We start from the raw sequence: 20,982 nt of genomic DNA on the forward strand, positions 1-20,982 counted from the left end.
TCCCCGCAGGGTCAGCCGGTGAGCACCGTCACTCCCTCGGGCGCCGACACGTCCACCGATCCGTCCGCCCGCACCGCGATGTCCAGCCGGTTCCCCCCGGCCTGGAGCCCGGTGACCGTCAGCGGACCGTACGCGCCCGCGAAGCCCGGGGCGACCGTCAGGGTGCCGGCGGGGATGTCCGCGCTCAGGCCGAGGGCCGACTGGAGGACGAGCACCGAGGACGCCGCCGCCCACGCCTGGGGCCGGCAGGACGCCGGATAGGGCGCGGGGCGCGGACCGGCCCCGGCGCCGTGGCCCGCGAAGAGTTCGGGCAGCCGGGCCTCGAACGCCGTCGACGCCGTCAGCAGGCCGTCCGCCAGCGACGCCGCGGCGTCCGGGAAGCCGGACCTGACCAGGCCGTGCACGGCGATCGCGGTGTCGTGCGGCCAGATCGAACCGATGTGGTAGCCGTACGGGTTGTAGCCCGCGGCCTCGCTGCTCAGCGTGCGCAGACCGTGGCCCGAGTCCAGGTCGCCGCCGGAGAGCCGGGCCGCCAGGATCGCGCTCTCCTCATGGTTCAGCAGCCCCGTGCCCAGGAGGTGACCGAAGCCCGAGGTGACCGAGTCGGCCGGCCCGCCGTCGCCGTCCAGCGCGACCGCCGGGTACGGGCCCCGCTCGTCCTCCACCCAGAAACGCTCGCGGAAGCGCCCGGCGAGCCGCTCGGCCCACTCCTCCCACTCGTCGGCCCCCGGGCGGCCGAAGGACCGCAGCAGCGCCGCTCCGCCGCGCGCGGCCTCGTAGGCGTACGCCTGCACCTCGCACAGCGCGATCGGCGGGTGGGCGAGGCTGCCGTCGCGGTAGCGGATGGAGTCGCCGGAGTCCTTCCAGCCCTGGTTGGCCAGGCCACGCCCCGACTGGTCGACGTACTTGAGGAAGCCGTCGCCGCCGGCGTCCCCCTGGTCGCGCATCCACGCCAGCGCCGACTCGGCGTGCGGCAGCATTCGCTCGACCTCCTCCGGCGCCAGGCCCCAGCGCCAGGCGTCATGGAGCAGGGAGATCCACAGCGGGGTGGCGTCGACCGTGCCGTAGTACACCGGCGGGAGCGAGAACGTGTCGCTGAACGCCGAGGTGTCGCGCCGGACTTCGTGCAGGATCTTGCCCGGCTGCTCCTCGGAGGCCGGGTCGGTGACACCGCCCTGGCGGCGGGCGAGGGTGCGCAGGGTGCCGGCCGCGAGCTCGGTGCCGAGCGGGAGCAGCATGCGCGCGGCCCAGAGCGAGTCGCGGCCGAACAGGGTCAGGAACCAGGGGGCGCCTGCGGCGAGGAACTGGTCCGGCCGGTCCGCGGACGAGCGCGGGTCGGTCAGGCGCAGGCGGTCCAGGTCGGCCAGCGACTGCTCCAGCCAACGGTCGAGGCCCCGGTCCGCGCTGCGCAGGACGGGGGTGCGCCACGGCAGGGCGTCGGCGGGGGGCGCCGGGAACTGGTCGCCGTCCGCGTGGGCCGCGGTGCAGCGCAGGGTGACCGTCCACGAGGTGCCCGGGTCGAGGGCGATGTCGTACGACAGCCGGCCCGTCGGCACGTCCAGCGTGTCGGGCGCGGGCTCAGTGGCCAGGCGCACGGTGAACCCGTCGTCCGCCCAGGACAGTTCGCCGGTGCCGTCGGCCCGCGCGGGTGCCGCCTGGGCCGGGCGGCCCGACTTGACCTGCTCCATGGTGGCGAGGTCCGTGCCGGCCGTGACCGTCAGCCGGAAACGGACCGACCGGGTGCCCGCGTTGGTGACCTCGAGGGCCTCTTCGAGCGCTCCGGCCCGCGTGGTACGGCGGCGGTGCAGGGCGACCGCGGGGTCGGCGGTCACCTCTCCGAGCCCCCGAAGGATCGCTCGGAAGTGGGCCCGGTCCGCCCCGCGCAGCCCGTGCCCGACGGGCGCGAGCGGGATGCCGTCGGCCGCGACGGTCAGCCGGGAGAGCGCCCGGCGGTCGCCGTGGAAGAAGCCGTCCGCGCCGTCGTCGAAGGCCCCGTCGGCACGCGAGATCACGAAGCTGGGGGCGTACAGCGTGACGACCGCGTCGTGCAGGAACGGCTGAAGGCCCTCGGTCACCGCGGGGGGCGGCGTGACCGAGCCGTTGGTGTCCGGGGTCTTGACAGTCGAGTCCAAGGAAGTAGAACCTCTCAGCGTTTGATCGTTCCAAAGACATTAAGTGACTCGTCAGAGCGCTGACAATGCTTTTGGAACGCTAAAACCGCTCCTCGTTCCCTCTGCACGCCGGAGGCCGCAATGCCCCGCTCCAGCAACGACCCGCCCGCCAGGGGCGGTCCGGTGACGCTCGCCATGGTCGCGCGCCGGGCCGGGGTCTCCCCGCAGACCGTGTCGAACGCGATCAACTCGCCCGACCTGCTGCGTGCCGAGACCCTGGAGCGGGTCCGCCGGGTGATCGACGAGATGGGCTACCGCCCCAGCCGTGCCGCGCAGACCCTGCGCACCCGCTCCAGCAGGCTGATCGGCTACGGCATCCAGCCCGTTCCGGCCAGCAGCCCCGTCCTCGACCGGTTCCTGCACGCCCTGTCGCAGGCCGCCGACGAGGCCGGGTACCGGATCCTGCTGTTCGCCTGCCGGCCCGGCACCCCGACCCTGGACGGTTACGAGGAGCTGCTCGACCAGCACGAGGTCGACGGCTTCGTGCTCAGCGGCACAGAGCACAACGACCCGCGCCAGGCCTGGCTCGCCAAGCGCGGTGTGCCGTTCGTCGCCTTCGGCCGGATGTGGTCGCGGCGGCAGATCGGCGACTGGATCGACGTCGACGGCGCCTCGGGCACGGACGCCGCCGTGGAGCACCTGATCGGTCTGGGGCATCGCAGAATCGCCTTCCTCGGCTGGGGGCGCGGCTCCTCGGGCGCCGGTGACGACCGCGCCGAGGGCTGGCAGCGGGCCATGAAGCGGCACGGGCTGCCGACCCGCGGGCGGCGCGCGCAGAGCGTGAACGACATCGACGCGGCCCGCGCCGCCGTGAAGCCGCTGCTCGACGCGGGGGCGACCGCGGTGGTCGCGGCCAGCGACGTGCTGGCGCTCGGCTGCTATCAAACGCTGCGCGAACGCGGGGACGTCCCCGGTCGTGACGTCGCCGTGGTCGGCTTCGACGACTCGCCGACCGCCGGGCTCCTGTCTCCTGCGCTGACCTCCGTCGCCCAGCCGCTGGAGGACGTCGGCCGGGAGTGCGTACGGCTGCTGCTGGCGCGGCTGGCCGCCCCTGACGCGCCGCCCGAACGCATCCTGCTGCCGCCGTCCCTGGTCGTCCGGGACAGCACCCGGGCCGCCCCCGCCGCGACATCGGAGGCGACCGCGACCGCGATCACCGTCTGACTCCGGGCGGTCCGAGGTCCCGACGGCCGCCGGACACCCCCGGCGAGCACCGTCCCGGCCGGCACCATCCCCGCCGGACCGTCCCGATCGACACCCTCACCCGGCCGGTGTCACCCCGGCCCCGCCCCGGTCGACACCGCGCCGGTCGTCCCCGTACCGACCCGGCCCGGACCCGACCCGGATCCGTCCGAGTCGGCGCCGCCCCCACCGCCCCGCCCCGACCCGGTCGGCGGTGGCGCCCAACCGTCCCCGTCCCGTCCCGAGTTCTCCCCTCCTCCACCCCCGGCCGTCTTCCGCGCCGCCGGGCGGAGCCGTACTCACCATCCCCGAACCCCGGAGGAATCCATGTCCCACCGTTCGGCCGCCACGGCCCTCGCCACCTGCGCGGCACTGCTGGTCACCGCGGGCTGCTCGTCGAGCTTCGGCGACGACAAGAAGACGGAGCAGGACACCGGCTCCCACCAGAACCTGACGGTGCTGATAGCCAGTTCGGGCGACGCCGAGACCAAGGCCGTCAAGGAGGCGGCCGCCGCGTACGCCAAGCAGTCCGGCAACAAGGTGACCGTCGACGTCGCCAAGGACATGAACCAGCAGCTCGCCCAGGCGTTCGCCGGGCACAAGCCGCCGGACGCCTTCTACGTCAACTCCGACCAGTTCGCGAACTACACCAGAGGCGGCTCCCTGTACGCCTACGGCGACCAGGTCAAGGACGCCGACGACTTCTCCGAGCAGTTGCGCGCCTCCTTCACGCACGACGGCAAGCTGATGTGCCTCCCCAAGGACACCTCCACGCTCGCCCTGGCGGTCAACACCGACCTGTGGAAGAAGGCGGGGCTGACCGAGAAGGACTACCCGGCCGACTGGGACCAGCTGAAGAAGGTCGCGGGCAAGCTGACCGGGAAGGGCACGACCGGGCTGGTCGTCGGCGCCGAGCACGCGCGGCTCGGCGTCTTCATGAAGGAGGCCGGCGGCTGGATGACCAACGCCGACCAGACGAAGATGACCGCCGACAGCCCGGAGAACGTGCGGGCGCTCCAGTACGTGCAGTCCCTGCTGAAGTCCGGCTCCATGAAGTACGCCAACCAGGTCGACACCAACTGGGGCGGCGAGGCCTTCGGCAAGGGCAAGGCCGCCATGACCATCGAGGGCAACTGGCTCGACGGCGCCATGAAGGCCGACTACCCCGACGTGAACTACAAGGTGGTCCCGCTGCCCGCCGGTCCGGCCGGCCAGGGCACGCTCGCCTTCAGCCAGTGCTGGGGCGTGGCCGCCGAGAGCGCCCACCGGGCGGCGGCCGTCGACCTGGTGACGTACCTCAACTCCAGCGCGCAGCAGCTCAAGAACGCCGACGCGTTCGGCGTGATGCCCTCGCGCACCAGCGCCCTGGCCGAGTACGCGAAGCAGCACCCCGCCGCGAAGGCGTGGGTCGACGCCAGCGCCTACGCGCAGGGTCCGGTGACGCTCGCCGGATTCGACAAGGTGCTCGGCCAGTTCAACACCGACCTCGCGGGGCTGGCCACCGCCGACCCGAAGAAGATCCTCGCCGACCTCCAGCGCAACGGCGAACGCGCGCTCACGAAGGGCAACTGAGCCACCGTGTCCGCGCGTACGTCACACAACCCCCGGCCGGAGCCGCGTTCCCGCGCCGGCCAGGGGCCCCGTACGGCCGGCCCGCCGGGCGAACCTGACACGCCCGGCGGGCCCGGCCCGAAGTCGGCGGCGCCCGCCCGGCGGGTGCGGCGCCGCTCGGAGGGCGCCTGGGGCTGGCTGTTCGTCAGCCCCGCGGTGCTCGTCCTCGGCCTGTTCCTGGTCCTGCCGACCCTGATGGCGCTGTGGGTGAGCCTGCTGCACTGGGACGGACAGTCCAACCCGTTCAGCGCGCAGGCGGACTTCGCCGGCCTGGACAACTACCGGACACTGCTCACCGAGGACGGCCTCGACCGCACCCTGTTCGCGACCTCGCTGCGCAACACCGTGTACTACGTGCTGCTGACCGTGCCGCTCCAGACCTTCCTCGCGCTGGGTCTCGCGCTCGTCGTCAACCAGCGGCTGCTGCGTGCCCGGAGCGCCCTGCGCACCGCGTTCTTCTTCCCGTCGGTGACCAGCTCGATCGCGGTCTCCACGATCTTCCTCTTCCTGTTCCAGGGCAGCGGTGCCGTCAACACGGCGCTGTCCTGGATCGGGGTGAAGGGCCCGAACTGGTTCAACGACCCGCGGGGAGTGCTGTCCCTGCTGCTCGGCGGGCTGGGCGTGGTCGACACCGGCCATCCCTCGGGTGTGCTGGCCGACCACTCCTTCATGGGGCTGTCCTGGTTCGAGTGGCTGTCCGGGCCGTCGGTCGCGATGTGCACACTCATCCTGCTCGCCGTGTGGACGACCTCGGGCACCTTCATGCTGATCTTCCTCGCGGCGCTCCAGGACGTGCCGCGCGAGCTGGAGGAGGCGGCCGCGATCGAAGGCGTCAACCGCTACCAGATGCTGCGGTACGTGACGCTGCCCGCGCTGCGGCCCGTGCTGTTCCTCGTGCTCACCCTGGGTCTGATCGCCACCTGGCAGGTCTTCGACCAGGTGTACGTCATGAGCCAGGGCGCGCCCGGCAACACCACGCTCACGCCGGCCTTCCTGTCCTACTCGACCGCGTTCGGCGACGCGGACTTCGGGCAGGGCGCGGCCATCGCCTTCATCCTGCTCGTACTGATCCTGACCATGACGGCCCTGCAACGCTTCCTGCTGCGCGAGCGCGCGGCCCGTCCCCGGAGGAACCGATGAGCGCGCAATCGACGGCCGCCCGGGCGCAGGGGCGTCCGGTGCTCGGACGCTTTCCCCGGCCCCTGCGGATCCTCGGGTACGCGCTGGTGGTGGGGTTCGGGCTGCTGTATGTCATGCCGTTCGCGATCCAGTTGGTGACCGGGTTCAAGACGGACCCGGACGCGGCGGCCCACCCCCTCGGGCTGTTCCCGGTCACTCCGACGACGGCCGCCTACCAGCGGCTGTTCGGGATCAGCCAGGCCGGGGAGGGTGTGCCGTTCCTGCGCTGGCTGGGCAACTCGGTGTTCGTCGCGGTCGTCATCACCGCGGGCCGGGTGCTGTTCGCGTCGATGGCCGGGTACGCGCTGGCCCGGCTGCGCTTTCCCGGCCGCGCCCTGCTGTTCGGGTTCCTCCTCACCATCATCGCGGTGCCGCCCGTGGTGCTGCTGATCCCGAGGTTCCTGGTGCTCAACACCTTCGGGCTGTTCGACACCTACGCCGCCATGATCCTGCCGCTGCTGGTGGACGCGGCGCAGGTCTTCATCATGAAGCAGTTCTTCGAGTCGATCCCCCGGGAAGTGGAGGAGGCCGCGCGGGTGGACGGTGCCGGCGTCTTCCGCACGTTCTGGTCGGTCGTCCTGCCGATGGCCCGGCCCGCCCTGATCACCGTGACGATCCTGGCCTTCCAGGGCTCCTGGAACGAGTTCACCCACTACCTCGTGGCCACCCAGTCCAGCCAGTACGAAACCCTGACCACGGGCCTCGCCCGCATGGTCTCGGGCAGCCTGGGCGGCGGCACCCAGTACCCCCTCAAACTGGCCGCGGCCCTGCTGTCCACCCTCCCCGTGGCCATCCTCTTCTTCTGCTTCCAACGCCACTTCGTCCAGGGCGCGAACGCGGGGGCGGTCAAGGACTAGGGCAACCACACCGGGCGGCGCGGTCCTCCACCCCACGGCGGACGACGCAACCCACCGCGCCGCCCATAACGTTTCTGCAGGTCAGCGCGGGCTTTCTTGGATCACCTGGGATGGTGAACCGGGTGGGAGCCCCACAACTCGTCCGGCCTGGGCGCGGTTGTCCCCTGCGATTGGCAAGAGGCCATGAGGAGGGGATCATCATGGCCATTCCGCAGGTCGCGCGTCTCATCACCGCTGTTGGTGCCGCCGTCGCGCTGGTTTTCACCTCGGCGACGGGCGCCAGTGCCACGGCAGTCGGCTCGACACCCGTTCGGACCTTCGAGTACAGCGTGGGCGGTGTGACCATGAAGGTCCCCACGGGCTGCATGTTCACGCACATCATCCGCGGCAGCGCACTCCGGATCACCTACCAGAACGCCGGTGTCGACTGCGCCTTCGTGGGAGCGCTCAGCAGTGGCTTCTGCAACTGGCGGATCGACTTCACCTACGCGGACACCGGCAACCGCACCTACCGCACCTCGCGCGGCAGGACGCACGACGAATGCAAGATCGACCCCATGCGGAGCAACTCTCCTCAGACTCTGCCTCGTTATGGCAAGACATGCGCCCACCTCTACGTCAACGGCGTGCGGCGGGTGAGCCAGTGACATCACGTCACGAAGTGAGCCGAGTATGAGCGAGCAGCAGCGGCAGCAGGGGAAGGCGGACGGGCCGGCGGAGGAGCGGGCCGGCGTGACGCGGCGGTGGGCCGGGTTGTGTGGATTCGGGGTGGGGTTCGGTGTTGTGGTTGCCTTCTTTGCGTTCTTTCCCGGGTTGCCGCATGTCATCGACTGGGGTGCTCTTCTTGTGGCGTCGGGGGTGGGGTTGGTTGGTCGGTGGGGGTGTCGGGCCTGGGTGAAGCGGGGGTGCCCTTCTCGGTGTTGAGGCGGCGGGACGCTGCGGCGAGGGTCAGGGTGATCGCCGTCGAGGCCGCCGCTGTTGCGGTCATCGCCGTGGCGGGGGAGGTGAGTTGGGCGATCGTGCCGGCCAGGGCGGCGCTTGCGCCCTGGAGGGTGAGCATGCCCGCGGAGTGGAGGCCCAGGGCGTGGCCGGCCAGTTCGTCGGGGGTCGAGGCCATCAGGCGCTCCTGCTGGACCAGGCTCGCGCCGAAGCCGACGGAGGCGAGGGTCACCAGGCAGGCGGCCACCGGCAGGGGCGGGTGCAGGACGAAGAGCAGGTACGGGCCAGCCAGGAGCAGCAGCAGCGGCGTGGCCGCCCGGCGCCGTACCGCCGGGGGCAGCAGGCGGCCCACCGTCACGTCGCCGGCCAGCATCCCGAACGCCGCGCACGCGAACAGCGTGCCGGCCGCGGCGGGGGGGTAGGAGACGTACAGGGATTCGCAGCCGACCACCAGGCCGTTGGGGAGCCACAGGCCCAGGTAGGTCAGGCGGCGCGGGCGGGACGACCACAGCAGGGCGTTGGTGCGCCAGGTCGCCGAGATGGACGGGCGGCCGGAGGTGCGCGGCCGCCGCCGGGTCAGGCCGAGCCGGAGCACCCCCGCCGCCACGGCGTACAGCGCGGCGGACAGCAGCAGCGAGACCCGTGGTGACAGGACCGCCACCAGCACCCCGCCCGTCGCGAACCCGATGATCTGCATGATGCCGCTCATCATGTTGAACACCGAACGACCCAGCAGATAGCCGTCCTTGGACAGGATCTCGTTCAGCAGGCCCCAGCGGACTCCCCCGCCCAGGGAGGCGACCAGCCCCTGCGCGAGGACCACGGCGAAGACCGCCCACAGCGCCAGACCCGGCAGCGCCAGCAGCGCCGTTCCCGCCGCGAAGGACAGGGCGACCGCCACCAGCGCACGCCGTGGCGGCAGCCGGTCCGCGCCGGACAGGAACAGGGTGGCGCCGAGCACCTGGGCCAGCGAGGGCCCGAACATGCTCACCGCCGAGAGCAGGGGCGAGTCCGTCGCCCGGTACACCAGGGTGGCGAGCGCGAGTCCGCTCGCCGTCTGGGCCACCGTCTGCGCACAGGACGCGAGGAAGAGCGGGGTGAACTGCGGGGTGCGGAACAGTTGCTGGTAGCTGCGCATGCGGCGGAGTCTCGGGCGGGCACGGGGCCGGTGGTTATTGTTTCGCACAGGTGCGAAAGGTCGCCGGGGGAGAGTCCATGGGCTGGTGGCAGATCAACGCCGACACACTCGCCGGGAGCCGGTTCGTGCTCTCACCGTTCGCCGAGACCTTCGCGAGCCTGCAACTGCTGCACGCGGGCGCCGGCAGCCACCCCGGCGAACAGGCGTGGCTGCGCGCGCAGCTGCCCGCCTACCGGCGGCTCCTCGCCGACGACCCCGTCACCGCGCTCCTCGTCCGCGCCGGACTCGGCCGGGACTGGCTCGCCGACTTCCTCACCCCCACGCCACGGGACGAGGAGTCCTTCGAGGACGGCGTCGAGCGGGTGCACGCCACCGACCCGGCGGCGGCCCGCGCGCACCTGCGGACCTCGCTCGCCGGGCCACTGCCGGCCGCGCTGGAGCGGGACGACCTGCCCGAGCGGGCGGCCCGGCTCCTGGAGTTCGTCTGGGCGAATGCCGTACGGCCCTCCTGGGCCCGGCGCCGGCGCGTCCTCGAAGCCGATGTCGTGGCCCGGACCGCGCAGGTCAGCCGGGGCGGCTGGGCGGCGGTCCTCGACACCCTGCGGCCGGGCACGCGCTGGCTCGGCGAGAACCGGTTCCAGGTCAACCTGCACGAGTATCCGCCGCGCGAGATCTCCGGCGCCCAGCTCGTCTTCGTACCGGTCACCCCGAAGGCCGGCTGGGTGTCGTGGGACGAACCGCGCCGCCGATACGCCGTCGTCTATCCGTGTGCCGGCGCCCTCGCCGACGCCGACGCGCGCCGCGCCTCCGTGCCCACGGGTCTCGGCGCCCTCCTCGGCCGCGCCCGCGCCGAGGTCCTGATCCTGCTCGGCTCCCCGCTCAGCACCACCCAGCTGACCGCCGTGACCGGCCAGACCCTGGGCTCCGTGGGCCGCCACCTGCGCGTGCTGCTTGACGCGGGCCTGGTGGAACGCCGCCGGTCCGGACGCTCGGTGCTGTACTCACGGACCGGCGCGGGCCAGGTCCTCATCGAGGCGGCGGGCTCCCGGTCCACGGCCCGCGGTTAGCATCCGCTCATGACGACTTCAGACAGCAACAGCGCCCTGGCCCCGGACTCCCCCCTGGCCGTCGAGATCGGTGCGCTTCAGGGTGGGTCGGCCGGGCTCGCGCGGTACGCGGGGCAGGTGGTGCTCATCGTGAACGTGGCGTCCAAGTGCGGGCTCACCCCGCAGTACGCGGGACTCGAACAGCTGCACGAGCGGTACGCCGGGCAGGGCTTCACCGTGCTCGGGGTGCCGTGCAACCAGTTCATGGGGCAGGAGCCGGGCAGCGCCGAGGAGATCGCCGCGTTCTGTTCCGCCACGTACGGCGTCACCTTCCCCATGACCGAGAAGGTCGAGGTGAACGGGGAGCAGCGACACCCGCTCTACGAGCGTCTGACCGGCTTCGCCGACGCCGAGGGCCACAGCGGGGACGTCCGCTGGAACTTCGAGAAGTTCCTGGTCGGCCGGGACGGCAAGGTCGTCGCCCGCTTCTCCCCGCAGACCGGCCCCGACGCCCCCGAGCTGATCGCGGCCGTGGAGGAGCAGCTCGCCTGACGAGCCCTCCCGGTGAGGTGACCACCCGCCGGCCCGGAGGCGGGGGCTTCCGGGCCGGCGGGGCGGTCATTTCTTGAGCTCGTCCGGGCACGGGGTGCCGCGCGGGAGCTGGTAGGGCGCCGCCAGCCGGTAGGTGCCCGCCTTCGGTGCGAGGAGCACGGTCCACCTGTCGCCCTGGGAGTCCCCCTCCGTCTCCATGAGGCAGCCGTTGACGTTGTCGTACGTCTTCGGCTCGCCCTCGGCGCGGTGCTTGGAGGCGTCGGTCTCCTGGGGCGCCTTGAGGCTCTTGCCCTGCTCGTCGACGAGGCTCAGCCAGGGCGAGTACGGGATGCGGACGAGGACGCGGCCCGCCCTGCGCACCTGGAGGGTCATCTCACCCTGTTCGGCGCGTTCGACGACCGCGTCCGGCTCGGCGAGCGGCGCCGGGTCGGTGACCTTGAAGAGCTGCCAGTTGGCGTCGCCCCAGATCTGTTTCAGGTACGGCATGCCCTCCCGCACCAGCGCGCGTTCGCGCTCGCCGCCGTTGCCGTCGACGTCGCCCTTGGGCAGCACCACGTAGTGCACCGCCCACCGCTGCAACCAGTCGTGGTAGTTCGCCGAGTTCAGCGTGTCGTCGTAGAAGAGCGGGTTGCGCTGCATGTCGGCCTGGCGGTTCCAGCCGCGGGCCAGGTTGACGTAGGGCGCCAGCGCGGAGGCCTCACGGTGGGAGCGGGCGGGGACCACCTCGACGCGGCCCTTCTCCGCGCCGGCCCGCTGCAACTGGTTGACCAGGGGGGCCAGCTCGCGCGCCCAGGAGGCGGCGGGGGTGGTGTTGAGGGTGTCGTCGACCGACTTGAACCCTATCCAGCCGACGAAGCCGACGACGGCCAGCACGATCGCGTACCAGGTGCGCGAGCGCGGGACCGCGAACGGCAGCGCCGCCACCAGCACCACCCCCGCGAACAGCATGGCCAGCCGGGTGATGTTGGAGCCGATCTGGGAGCTGATCAGCCAGACCATGACGACCGCCAGGCCGTACACCGCGGAGGTGATCCGGACCGTCTTCCAGTCCCGGGGTACGAGGACGACGGCGAGCACGGCGTAGATCAGCGGCAGGATCACCGAGGCGAACGCCATCGGCTGGGTGCCGGAGAAGGGGAACAGCCAGGCCGAGGCGGCCACCACCGCGGCCGGGGCCAGGCCGAGCGCCCAGGCGCCCGGACGGCGCTTCTGGAGGAACAGCGCGACCGCGATCAGGCCCACGAACAGGCCCGCCACGGGCGAGGACATGGTGGCGAGCGCGGCCAGCGGCGCCGCGACCAGGGCCTTCGCCCAGCGTTTGAAGCGCCAGCGGTGCGGCCAGCAGAACACGGCCGCGACCGCGCCCAGCGCGAACATGGTCCCCAGGCCGTAGGTCACCCGGCCCGACACCGCGTTGCACACCAGTCCGAAGACACCGGTCAGCGCGGCCCACAGCGGGTTCCTGACCGAGCGGCTGCGCATGAGGACCAGCATCAGCAGGCCCGCCGAGACGGTGCCCGCGATCATCATCGTCGTACGGACGCCGAGGAGGGACATCAGGTACGGCGACACCACGCTGTACGACACCGGGTGCATGCCGCCGTACCAGGCGAGGTTGTACGCCGAGTCGGGGTGCCGGCCGACGAACTCGGCCCAGGCGTCCTGCGCCGCGAGGTCGCCGCCGCTGTTGGCGAGCGTGAAGAACCAGACGACGTGCAGCAGGCCTGCCAGGGCCGTGACGGACAGGACGGGGTGCCGAAGCATCCGCTCCCGGACCGCCGTGACCGCGGCCCGGACGGGGGACCCCTCGCCGGGCCGTTCTCCGTCCCGGTCGCCTCCAGGGCCGCCCACGGGGTCGCCCACCGGGTCGTCCTGCCCTCGGCGCTCGCCGTCAGTGTCCGTCGTGGACGCGCCTATTCGCGGTCCGTCCTCCGGGCGGCCCGGATCGGCGTCGTCGGCGCGTGTCGGATCCGCTGTGGCCACCTGACGGCTCTCCCCGTGTCCTGTTCTCTGTTCTTGCCTGTTCGCAGCCGCGTCCGGCGACCGGCGACGTGTCCGTTTCGTGACGCTAGCACGCACCCCGCCGGGCCAGCTCCCAGGTGGGGCTGGCCGACGGGGTGCGCGGGGACGACGCGGAGATCAGCCGACGCGGGTCAGCTTGGCCGGGAAGCCCGGCTCGGCGAGATCGTCCTGAAGGGCCACGGGCACCTTGACGGCGCTCTCCGCGCCCTCACCGACGGTGAGCAGGCCCACCTCCGCGCCGGCCTTCGCGGTGTGCGGCAGCGCGTCCTTGGTGGTGAGGGACAGCTTCAGCCGCAGCCCGCCCCAGCCGACCGCGGTGACGTCCTTGGTGACGACGACCGGCGTGCGACCGCCGAGCCGGTCGTCGACGTACCCGACGACATCGCCCTTCTTCAGGATCTTCGCCGAGGTCGGCACCTCCTTGGCGGCGACCAGCGCGGTCTTGCTGACCGCGTTGACCGTGTCGAGGATCGACTGTCCCTTGTGCTGGCCGAGGATCGCGCCGACGATGGTCACCGTCCGGCCGCCGACCTCCTTGCGGGCGGCGAAGAGCAGGTTGCCGCCGGCCGCGGTGGTGGAGCCGGTCTTGATGCCGATCGCGCCGACGGTGTACGGCAGCTGGTTGAAGTTGGTCCAGTACTTCCCGGTCGGGTCCGTCCAGCTCGCCGCGCTGGTGATGGCCACCATGGCCGGCATCCTCATGGCCACGGTGCCGAGCTTCACCTGGTCCTCGGCGGTGGAGACGGTGGTCTTGTTCAGACCCGAGGGGTCCGTGTACGTCGTGCGGGACATCCCGAGTTCCTTGGCGGTGGCGTTCATCTTCTTGACGAACTCCGCCTCGGAGCCGGCGTCCCAGCGGGCCAGCAGGCGCGCGATGTTGTTCGCGGAGGGGATCATGACGGCGGACAGGGCCTGCTTCTCGGTGAGGAAGCTGCCGGCCTTGACGTTGTCGAGCGTGGACTCGCCGTCCTTGTAGTAGCCGGCCTCCTTCTCCGCCGTCGCGTCGACCTCGATCTTCGGGCCTTCCTCGCCGGCCTTCAGCGGGTGGTCGCGCAGGATGATGTACGCGGTCATGGTCTTGGCGACCGAGCCGATGGCGACCGGCTTCTGCTCGCCGAAGTGGTCCATCGTGCCGACGCCGTCGACGTCCATCCAGCCCTGGCCCTCGTCGGGCCACGGCAGCTTCACCTGGTCGCCGTCGAACGTGTAGGTGTCCTCGGCGGTCAGCGCGAGGGTGGGCTCCGGCAGCGGGCGCACGGCCTGCACGACCGCAAAGACGATCACGAGGAGCAGGACCAGCGGGGTCCAGATCTTGACCCTGCGCACCGCGGTGCGCAGCGGGGTCTCCGGGGGCGGCGGAGTGTTCGTGAGCTCGGCCAGCAGGTCGAGCGGCGGCTTGGGCGGCAGCGGCTGCTGGGTGGTCCGCTCGGGGCCGACCTGCGGAACGGCGGCCGTGGCGCCCGCGGGCATGGGCCTGGGCGCGGCCGTGGGCGGCTGGGCGGGCGTGGGCGGCTGCGGGGGCTGCGGCTTGCGGGCCGGCGGGGTGTCGAGCGGCTTGAGCGCGACGAACTTGCTGGTCCGCTCGGCCTCGGCCTCGGGCGGCCGCTTCTTGCCGCCGCCCAGCTTGAGCATGGTGGTGGGCTGGTCGACCTGGGGCTTGGGCTTGGCGGCACCGCCGAGCTTCAGCATGGTGGTGGGCTGGTCCACGGGCGGCTTCTCACCCGGACCCGCCCCCTCCGGGCCTCCGTCACCGTCGTCGTCACCGGCCTCGGGAGTGTCGCCGTCCCCGGCACGGTCGCCGTCGCCGTCGTCCTCGGCGTCGCCGGGCCCTTCGGGGCCGGCCTCGGGCCCGGTCCCCGTCTTCGCACGCCCGGCGGCGTCGGACGCGGTCCCGGCCTCGGCCTCGGCCTCGTCCTCGTCCTCGGCACGCTCGCCGTCGTCGGAGGGGTCGGCGTCCTCCGCGTCGGAAGCGTCCACCGCGGCCTCGTCGGCGTCCCGGGGCTCGACCCGGTCCTTGCCACGCGCGGCGTCCTCGGGCTCCTCGGCGTCGCTCTCGGGCGCGCCCCCGGCCTTCGCGGGCTCGGCGGCGTCGGCGCCCTCCGAGGCCCCCGAGGCGCCCTCCGGAGCCTCCGCCTCCGCGTCGGAGGCCTCCTCCGAAGCATCCGCGCCGGTGTCGTCCCCGGACGCGGCCTCCGCGTCCTTCCCGCTCTCGTCGGAGTCCACCCACGCGGCCATCGCCGCACGCAGCCGTGCGTCACCCGCCGCGCCGGTCTCGTCACCGTCGGAGGCGGCCTCGGAGGCCTCCTCCTCGCTCTCCGCGGCGCCCTCGGCGTCGTCGGCGTCGTCGGTCTCCGTCTCCGAGTCCGGCTCCGACTTCGTCTTCACATCCCGTACCGAAAGCACCCGAGTGGCCGTGTCGACCCCGCCGCGCCCCTGGGAGCCGCCGGACGCGCCGGACGACCCGGCCTCGTCCGACTCCCCGGTCAACGCGAGGCGCGGGTCGCCCGCCTCGTTCCTGGACTCGGGAACCGAGCCCGCGCTCCCCGACGTCGTTCGTGCCGACGACTCGCGCTGCTTCGACCTGTCGGGGGACTCGCCCGCCACCGATGCCTCCTCATGTGCGGCACGCCCAACATGCCGCTACCGAACCGTGAATCACGATCTGAACCGCCACCCGGACGACACAGCCGAACCCTTGGCCGTACCGCTGTCCGAACCATGTACCAGTGTCCTGTGTGCGGGCCAAACCCATGCGAGAGACGAGAACGACATACCTACCGGTTCCCTTACGAACCGGTCACGCACCCTCGACAGACCAATGTGAGAGGGGTCACCCTGTCATTCATCCACGCGGGGAGGCATGGATGGGCAGGAGCCGCAGAACACTTCCGGAGGAGCTTCTGCTGCTGGCATTGGACCCGGCCACGGGTACCACTGCACAGCCGCAGTCGCTCGACCTGGGTCTGGCCGGAGCGCAGCTAGTGGAGCTGGCGCTGGCCGGACGGATAGCCCCAGACGGGGATCGTATCGCCGTGGTGGTGCCACGGCCGACAGGAGATCCAACCCTGGACTGCGCGTTGGAGTTGCTGCGAAGGCGCGGCGCTCCGGTACGGGCCGTCCACTGGATCGGCGGGCCCCGTCTCGGGCTCCGCCAGACCTACCTTTCGCATCTGGAGCGGTGCGGCATGGTGCACGCCGTGGCCGGCCAGATGTGCGGGGTGCTGCCGACGACTCGCTACCAGGCGACGGACAACGCGATCAGCCGGGAGATCAGGGCCCGGCTGGACTCCGCGATCCGCACCGGCGTACCGCCGGACCCGCGGACCGCGGCGCTCGCCGCGCTGGCGCACGCGGTCGGCCTCGGCAAGCACCTGTACCCCGGCAACGAGGGACGGTCGTCACGGTCCCGGCTCAGGGACCTGATCCGGCACGACCCCATGGGCGGCCTCGTGGCACACGCCGTGATGGACGTCCAGAACGGCGTGGGGGCGCAGCCGCGCCGCGGCGCGGCCACGGCCGGCCGCCAGGGCGGGGCGGGCGCCAGGCCCGTGGCGGAACCCGCTCGCGGCGTTCCGATGCAGCCACGCCGCGGCTCCATGGCCCGTGCCGTGGCCCACTGAGCCGCACAGCACAGCACAGCACCACACAGCACAACGCCGCACCGCAGTCCCCATTCCCGGTTCGACATGGGCGGCGGGGCCGTACACCTCGTACGCGTCCCGCCGCCCACGCGGCCACGTCCGGGTGCCCCGTGCGTTCCCGAACTGACGGGTACCCGCTGCATATCCGGCGTTTCCCAGCGGTAGTAAGCACCTTGGTGGCAATCTGCTCAGCAGCAGATACGCAAAGTAGAGGCATGCGGCCGGAGGTGCACGTCCCGTGGCGTCCAACGTCAATCCCACTGTCAGGCGACGCCGACTGGGTCAGGAGTTGCGCAGGCTGCGCGAACTCAAGGGCATGACGGCCGAGGAGGTGGCCGAGCGGCTGCTGGTGTCCCAGTCGAAGATCAGCCGCCTGGAGAACGGCCGGCGCAGCATCAGCCAGCGTGACGTCCGCGATCTGTGCGGGGTCTACGAGGTGGAGGACCACCGGATCGTCGACTCGCTGATGCAGATGGCCAAGGACTCGCGCCAGCAGGGCTGGTGGCACTCCTTCGGCGACATCCCGTACAGCGTCTACATCGGCCTGGAGACGGACGCGGCGAGCCTGCGGATCTACGACCCTCAGGTCGTCCCGGGGCTGCTTCAGACCCGCCAGTACGCGGAGGCGCTGATCGCGGGCGCGCTGCCGGAGACGGCGCCCGCCGACATCGAGAAGCGGGTGCAGGTCAGAATGCGCCGGCAGGAACGAATCTCCGCCGCCGAGAACCCGTTGCGGCTGTGGACGGTCCTGGACGAGGCCGCCCTGCGCCGGGTCGTCGGCAGTCCCGCCCTGATGCGGGAGCAGTTGGAGCACCTGGTCGAGCAGACCCGGCTGCCGCACGTGACCGTGCAGGTCATCCCCTTCGAGATGGGCGCCCACCCCGGCCTCAACGGGCAGTACGCGATCCTGGAGTTCCCGGACACGGCGGACTCGAGCGTCGTCTACATCGAGGGCGTCACCAGCGACCTGTACCTGGAGAAGGCGAACGACGTCCAGAAGTACAGCGTGATGTACGAGCACCTGCGGGCGCAGGCGCTGAACGTGGAGCAGTCACGGCAGTTCATCGCGGATATCGCCAAGGAGCACGCGCGCTGAGCGCCACGGCTTGAAGGTGCCGCACCGTACACCTTCACCAAGCCACGGCGGAAGACTCCTTTGGAATATGCCATCCGTAAGGATGAATAGTCGCTTCGGACTTGGAGTGCGGCGGGTAGCGTCGATCACGCCATCAATCACAACCGTTGGCGCAAACCACTCCACTCGCAATCCGGAGCAGAAATGGCAATTCGTCAGGGCGTCACGGAGACGTGGACCAAGTCCTCGTACTCCACGGGCAACGGCGCGTGCGTCGAAGTCAAGTCACCGGTGGTCGCAGCCATGGCGGTCCGGGACTCCAAGGTCCCCACCGGCCCGGCGCTCGGCTTCCGCGCCGACGCGTGGAACACCTTCGTGGCGTCGCTCAAGGCTTGAGAAGACCACCGCACGACAACTGCAACAAGCACCGATTGATGAGCCCTCTCGACGAGTTCGCCGTCCTTGCCGAGGGGGCTCCGCTTGTGCCCGGACACCGGCTCGACCCGATCCATTCATGTACATGAACCAGGTTCATCGAGTCGAACATCTTTGCCTGCTCTTGACCTGACGCTTGCTTGTCGTGCCCACGCCATCGAACCCACGATGAGCGGGCACTTCGCGACCTTCCTCGCCCCTACCCCGTTCAGGCGAAGTGCCAACACGCTGAGCGGAGTTCACAAGGCGGACCCTGGAAGGGAGCCATGAACCCATGAACGGTCTCGACTGGGCCGTACTCATCGGCTACTTCGGTGTCATGGTGGCCATCGGCGTCTGGTCCCACCGGCGCGTCGACGACGTCAGCGACTTCTTCACCGCGGGCGGCAAGATGCCCTGGTGGCTGTCGGGCATCTCGCACCACATGTCGGGCTACAGCGCGGTGATGTTCACCGGTTACGCGGGCATCGCCTACACCTACGGTGTCACGTCCTTCGTCACCTGGTCCTTCCCCATCGCGCTCGGCATCGCCATCGGGTCGAGGCTGTTCGCCCCGCGGATCAACCGGCTGCGGTCCCGGTTGCACGTGGCCTCGCCGCTCGAATACCTGAAGAACCGCTACAACCTGCCCACCCAGCAGGCTCTCGCCTGGTCCGGGATGCTGCTGAAGGTCGTGGACGTGGCGTCCAAGTGGGCCGCCATCGCCACCCTGCTGTCCGTGTTCACGGGCATGTCCCTCAACCACGGCATCCTGATCACCGGCGTGATCACCGCCATCTACTGCACCATCGGCGGTCTGTGGGCCGACGCCCTGACCGAACTGGGCCAGTTCGTCATCCAGCTCCTGGCCGGCATCACCATGTTCGTGGCCGTGGTAGCCGAACTCGGCCCGCACGGCGGCTTCTTCGGCGTCTGGGACGAACCGGCACTGCACGGCCACGCCGAACCGCTGGTCGGCCCGTACGGGACCGTGTTCCTGCTCGCGTTCCTCTTCATCAAGCTGTTCGAGTACAACGGCGGAATGCTCAACCAGGCGCAGCGGTACATGGCCACCGCGTCCGCCCGTGAGGCCGCCCGCTCCGCGCGGCTCTCCGCCGTCCTGTGGCTGGTCTGGCCGCTCGTCCTGTTCTTCCCGATGTGGATGTCGCCGCTGCTGGTCCACGCGCAGAAGCCGGACGGCTCCGACTCCTACGCCCTGATGACCGAGCAGTTGCTGCCGCACGGCCTGCTGGGTCTGGTGATCGTCGGCTTCTTCTCGCACACGATGGCCATGTGCTCCTCCGACGCCAACGCCATCGCGGCCGTCTTCACCCGGGACATCGCGCCCGTCGTCTCCGCGCGGGCACGGGCCTGGAACCAGCGCGGCGGGCTGGTCGCCGCCCGGCTGACCACGGTGGTCTTCCTCGCGCTGTCCATGGCGGTGGCCACGCAGGTCAACTCGCCGACGTTCAAGGACATCATCACCGTCGTCATCAAGTGGGTCGCCGGTCTCATGGGACCGATCGCCATCCCGATGATGCTGGGCCTGCTCCGCGCGTTCCGCCGCTCCGGTCCGACGGCGGCGCTCACCAGCTGGGCGGCGGGCCTGCTGGCCTTCTGGCTGGTGAACTACCCGATCAACTGGAACGTCGACGGCGGAGTGCCGTTGCAGTACCAGGTGTCGGTGCCGCTCGCGGTCTCGCTGGTCCTCTACATCGGCATCGGGTTCGTCAAACCGGAGGACACACCGGAACGCCTCGCGATCATCGAGCAGGTCAACACGGACGGGGACGGCGACCTGACGGGGGCGGCCGCGGTACCGGCCCCGGCGGGCGCGGGCGACGACGTGGTGGGGAAGCAGCCGTAGCGGCGCGCGGCCCGCGGGCTACCGGGTCCCGCGCGGATACCGTGCCAGCCACGCCGGGGAGGATCCGGTGGGCCCGTGCAGCGCGGGTCCCTGGGTCATCTCCATCGCGAAGTCGTCCGCCAGGACCAGCAGAGTGGGACGGCCCTCCAGCTCGGCCAGCCAGGCCGGCGGGAGGGCCGTCTCCCCGTGCAGGGCGCCGAGCAGCCCTCCGGTGAGGGCACCGGCCGCGCCGGAGGACCCGCTGTGGTTCACCGACAGGCACAGCCCGTGGCGTACGTCCTCGCTCACCAGCGCGCAGTAGACGGCCACGGCGAGCAGGCCCTCCGCGGTCCCCCGCCCCGCCAGTTCCTCCACCCGGTCCGGGGTGGGCATGCCCTGCCGTACCGCGCCCAGCGCGTGCTGGAGGGCGTCCGACACCGGCTGGTGACCGGGACGTGCGGCGAGCAGCGCCAGCGACTTCTGCACGGCGCCGTCGAGGCCGTCGCCGCGGGCGAGGGCGTGCACGATCACGGCGTAGGCGCCGGCGGCGAGGCAGGCGACGGGGTGCCCGTGGGTCTGCGCCGCGCATTCGACGGCGAGCTGCGTGACGAGCTGCGGCTCCCAGCCGACGAGCAGCCCGAAGGGCGCCGACCGGGCGACCGCCTCCGGACCGGCCTCGGCGGGGTTCTTGGGCGCTTCCAGGGTGCCCATGGTGTCGTCGCCGAACCCGATCAGCAGCGGCCTGCTCGGGCCGCGCCGGGCGTACAGCCACTCCTCGCGGGCCAGCCAGCCGTCCTCCTCGCGCCGCTCGTCGGGTCCCCAGTCCCGCTGGGTGGCGGCCCAGCGCAGATACGCGCGGTGCAGATCGGTGGGCGGATGCCAGGCCCCGGTGTCCCGGCGGACCTGCGCCCGGATGAGCCCGTCGACGGAGAACAGGGTGAGCTGCGTGAGGTGCGTGACGGCACCGCGGCGGCCGTGGGCGGCCACGAGATCGCGGATCCCCTCGGGCCCGTGGGCCTCCCGGATCGCCCCGAGGTCCAGCGAGTCCACCGGCGCCCCGAGAGCGTCCCCGACGGCCACCCCGAGCAGCGTCCCCCGCACCCGGCTCCGGAAGTCCTGCTGCTCACCACGCCCCCAGACACCCCCGGACGACGCACCCACGCTGAGACCTCCCCGGCAGTTACCCGTCCGAACGCCCAACAGTTCAGCACAGTAATCGAACAGGAACGGTCTGTTCAGGGGATGGACCAGTGAGGGAGGTGTGGCGAAAGTGATCGGAAAGCTTCAGCGAAAAAACCGCGCCATGACT

16 protein-coding genes are annotated in these 20,982 nt (G+C 71.6%); 11 read left to right on the plus strand and 5 right to left on the minus strand.

Translation table 11 applies throughout. The annotated features are described in order from the left end of the window. Window positions 1-11 precede the first annotated feature (11 nt). Entirely contained in the window at window positions 12-2,132 is a 2,121-nt protein-coding gene (locus tag ACF09J_RS14170; RefSeq protein WP_392305677.1) for a glycogen debranching N-terminal domain-containing protein, read from the minus strand. Between the two features lie 120 nt (window positions 2,133-2,252). On the opposite strand from ACF09J_RS14170, the gene ACF09J_RS14175 reads away from it, so the two are divergent. From ACF09J_RS14175 to ACF09J_RS14195, 5 genes are all read left to right on the plus strand, one after another. Beyond that, window positions 2,253-3,335 carry a LacI family DNA-binding transcriptional regulator gene (locus tag ACF09J_RS14175; protein WP_392305678.1) on the plus strand — a complete coding sequence of 361 codons (1,083 nt, stop codon included), beginning with the start codon at window positions 2,253-2,255 and terminating at the stop codon, window positions 3,333-3,335. Window positions 3,336-3,680: 345 nt separating this feature from the next. Then, window positions 3,681-4,925, plus strand: coding sequence for an extracellular solute-binding protein (locus ACF09J_RS14180; protein WP_392305679.1), 1,245 nt, complete (start codon window positions 3,681-3,683; stop codon window positions 4,923-4,925). Between the two features lie 6 nt (window positions 4,926-4,931). Next, window positions 4,932-6,104 (plus strand): carbohydrate ABC transporter permease, encoded by a 1,173-nt coding sequence (locus ACF09J_RS14185; protein ID WP_392305680.1) that lies wholly within the window; start codon window positions 4,932-4,934, stop codon window positions 6,102-6,104. Then, a complete protein-coding gene (locus ACF09J_RS14190) occupies window positions 6,101-7,000 on the plus strand; it encodes a carbohydrate ABC transporter permease (protein WP_392305681.1) in 900 nt (299 codons plus the stop codon). The genes ACF09J_RS14185 and ACF09J_RS14190 overlap by 4 nt, the downstream gene beginning before the upstream one ends. A 200-nt stretch (window positions 7,001-7,200) precedes the next feature. Continuing rightward, a complete protein-coding gene (locus tag ACF09J_RS14195; RefSeq protein WP_392305682.1) occupies window positions 7,201-7,647 on the plus strand; it encodes a hypothetical protein in 447 nt (148 codons plus the stop codon). 176 nt (window positions 7,648-7,823) lie between these two features. Here the strand turns inward: ACF09J_RS14195 and ACF09J_RS14200 are convergent, their stop codons facing one another. Continuing rightward, window positions 7,824-9,077 (minus strand): MFS transporter, encoded by a 1,254-nt coding sequence (locus ACF09J_RS14200; RefSeq protein WP_392305683.1) that lies wholly within the window; start codon window positions 9,075-9,077, stop codon window positions 7,824-7,826. Between the two features lie 77 nt (window positions 9,078-9,154). On the opposite strand from ACF09J_RS14200, the gene ACF09J_RS14205 reads away from it, so the two are divergent. Together ACF09J_RS14205 and ACF09J_RS14210 are read left to right on the plus strand one after the other, a co-directional pair. Continuing rightward, window positions 9,155-10,144, plus strand: coding sequence for an ArsR/SmtB family transcription factor (locus ACF09J_RS14205; RefSeq protein WP_392305840.1), 990 nt, complete (start codon window positions 9,155-9,157; stop codon window positions 10,142-10,144). 9 nt (window positions 10,145-10,153) lie between these two features. Continuing rightward, entirely contained in the window at window positions 10,154-10,675 is a 522-nt protein-coding gene (locus ACF09J_RS14210; RefSeq protein WP_392305684.1) for a glutathione peroxidase, read from the plus strand. A 66-nt stretch (window positions 10,676-10,741) separates the two neighbouring features. On the opposite strand, the gene ACF09J_RS14215 is transcribed toward ACF09J_RS14210, so the two are convergent. Both ACF09J_RS14215 and ACF09J_RS14220 read right to left on the minus strand, forming a co-directional pair. Further along, on the minus strand, window positions 10,742-12,658 hold the full coding sequence (locus tag ACF09J_RS14215; protein ID WP_392305685.1) for an MFS transporter: 1,917 nt from the start codon (window positions 12,656-12,658) through the stop codon (window positions 10,742-10,744). Between the two features lie 156 nt (window positions 12,659-12,814). Continuing rightward, entirely contained in the window at window positions 12,815-15,301 is a 2,487-nt protein-coding gene (locus ACF09J_RS14220; protein WP_392305686.1) for a D-alanyl-D-alanine carboxypeptidase, read from the minus strand. A gap of 260 nt (window positions 15,302-15,561) precedes the next feature. Here ACF09J_RS14220 and ACF09J_RS14225 point away from each other — a divergent pair, with 260 nt between their 5' ends. From ACF09J_RS14225 to ACF09J_RS14240, 4 genes are all read left to right on the plus strand, one after another. Further along, window positions 15,562-16,317, plus strand: coding sequence for a GPP34 family phosphoprotein (locus ACF09J_RS14225; protein ID WP_392305687.1), 756 nt, complete (start codon window positions 15,562-15,564; stop codon window positions 16,315-16,317). A gap of 259 nt (window positions 16,318-16,576) precedes the next feature. Beyond that, window positions 16,577-17,434 carry a helix-turn-helix domain-containing protein gene (locus tag ACF09J_RS14230; RefSeq protein ID WP_392305688.1) on the plus strand — a complete coding sequence of 286 codons (858 nt, stop codon included), beginning with the start codon at window positions 16,577-16,579 and terminating at the stop codon, window positions 17,432-17,434. A 183-nt stretch (window positions 17,435-17,617) separates the two neighbouring features. Then, entirely contained in the window at window positions 17,618-17,809 is a 192-nt protein-coding gene (locus ACF09J_RS14235; protein WP_392305689.1) for a DUF397 domain-containing protein, read from the plus strand. A 313-nt stretch (window positions 17,810-18,122) separates the two neighbouring features. Continuing rightward, window positions 18,123-19,694, plus strand: a complete 1,572-nt coding sequence (locus ACF09J_RS14240; protein WP_392305690.1) for a sodium:solute symporter family protein — start codon at window positions 18,123-18,125, stop codon at window positions 19,692-19,694. A gap of 18 nt (window positions 19,695-19,712) precedes the next feature. Here the strand turns inward: ACF09J_RS14240 and ACF09J_RS14245 are convergent, their stop codons facing one another. Beyond that, window positions 19,713-20,834, minus strand: coding sequence for an ADP-ribosylglycohydrolase family protein (locus ACF09J_RS14245; RefSeq protein WP_392305691.1), 1,122 nt, complete (start codon window positions 20,832-20,834; stop codon window positions 19,713-19,715). Between the last annotated feature and the right edge of the window lie 148 nt (window positions 20,835-20,982).

The organism is Streptomyces sp. NPDC014889, from assembly GCF_043081205.1.
Lineage (GTDB): Bacteria > Actinomycetota > Actinomycetes > Streptomycetales > Streptomycetaceae > Streptomyces.

What these genes read in the sequence shown, in the direction of transcription:
- ACF09J_RS14210 (WP_392305684.1), top strand. Translation starts at nt 10,154, where the DNA reads ATGACGACTTCAGACAGCAACAGCGCCCTGGCCCCGGACTCCCCCCTG.
- ACF09J_RS14235 (WP_392305689.1), top strand. Translation starts at nt 17,618, where the DNA reads ATGGCAATTCGTCAGGGCGTCACGGAGACGTGGACCAAGTCCTCGTAC.
- ACF09J_RS14225 (WP_392305687.1), top strand. Translation starts at nt 15,562, where the DNA reads ATGGGCAGGAGCCGCAGAACACTTCCGGAGGAGCTTCTGCTGCTGGCA.
- ACF09J_RS14195 (WP_392305682.1), top strand. Translation starts at nt 7,201, where the DNA reads ATGGCCATTCCGCAGGTCGCGCGTCTCATCACCGCTGTTGGTGCCGCC.
- ACF09J_RS14175 (WP_392305678.1), top strand. Translation starts at nt 2,253, where the DNA reads ATGCCCCGCTCCAGCAACGACCCGCCCGCCAGGGGCGGTCCGGTGACG.
- ACF09J_RS14240 (WP_392305690.1), top strand. Translation starts at nt 18,123, where the DNA reads ATGAACGGTCTCGACTGGGCCGTACTCATCGGCTACTTCGGTGTCATG.
- ACF09J_RS14200 (WP_392305683.1), bottom strand. Translation starts at nt 9,077, where the DNA reads ATGCGCAGCTACCAGCAACTGTTCCGCACCCCGCAGTTCACCCCGCTC.
- ACF09J_RS14205 (WP_392305840.1), top strand. Translation starts at nt 9,155, where the DNA reads ATGGGCTGGTGGCAGATCAACGCCGACACACTCGCCGGGAGCCGGTTC.
- ACF09J_RS14190 (WP_392305681.1), top strand. Translation starts at nt 6,101, where the DNA reads ATGAGCGCGCAATCGACGGCCGCCCGGGCGCAGGGGCGTCCGGTGCTC.
- ACF09J_RS14180 (WP_392305679.1), top strand. Translation starts at nt 3,681, where the DNA reads ATGTCCCACCGTTCGGCCGCCACGGCCCTCGCCACCTGCGCGGCACTG.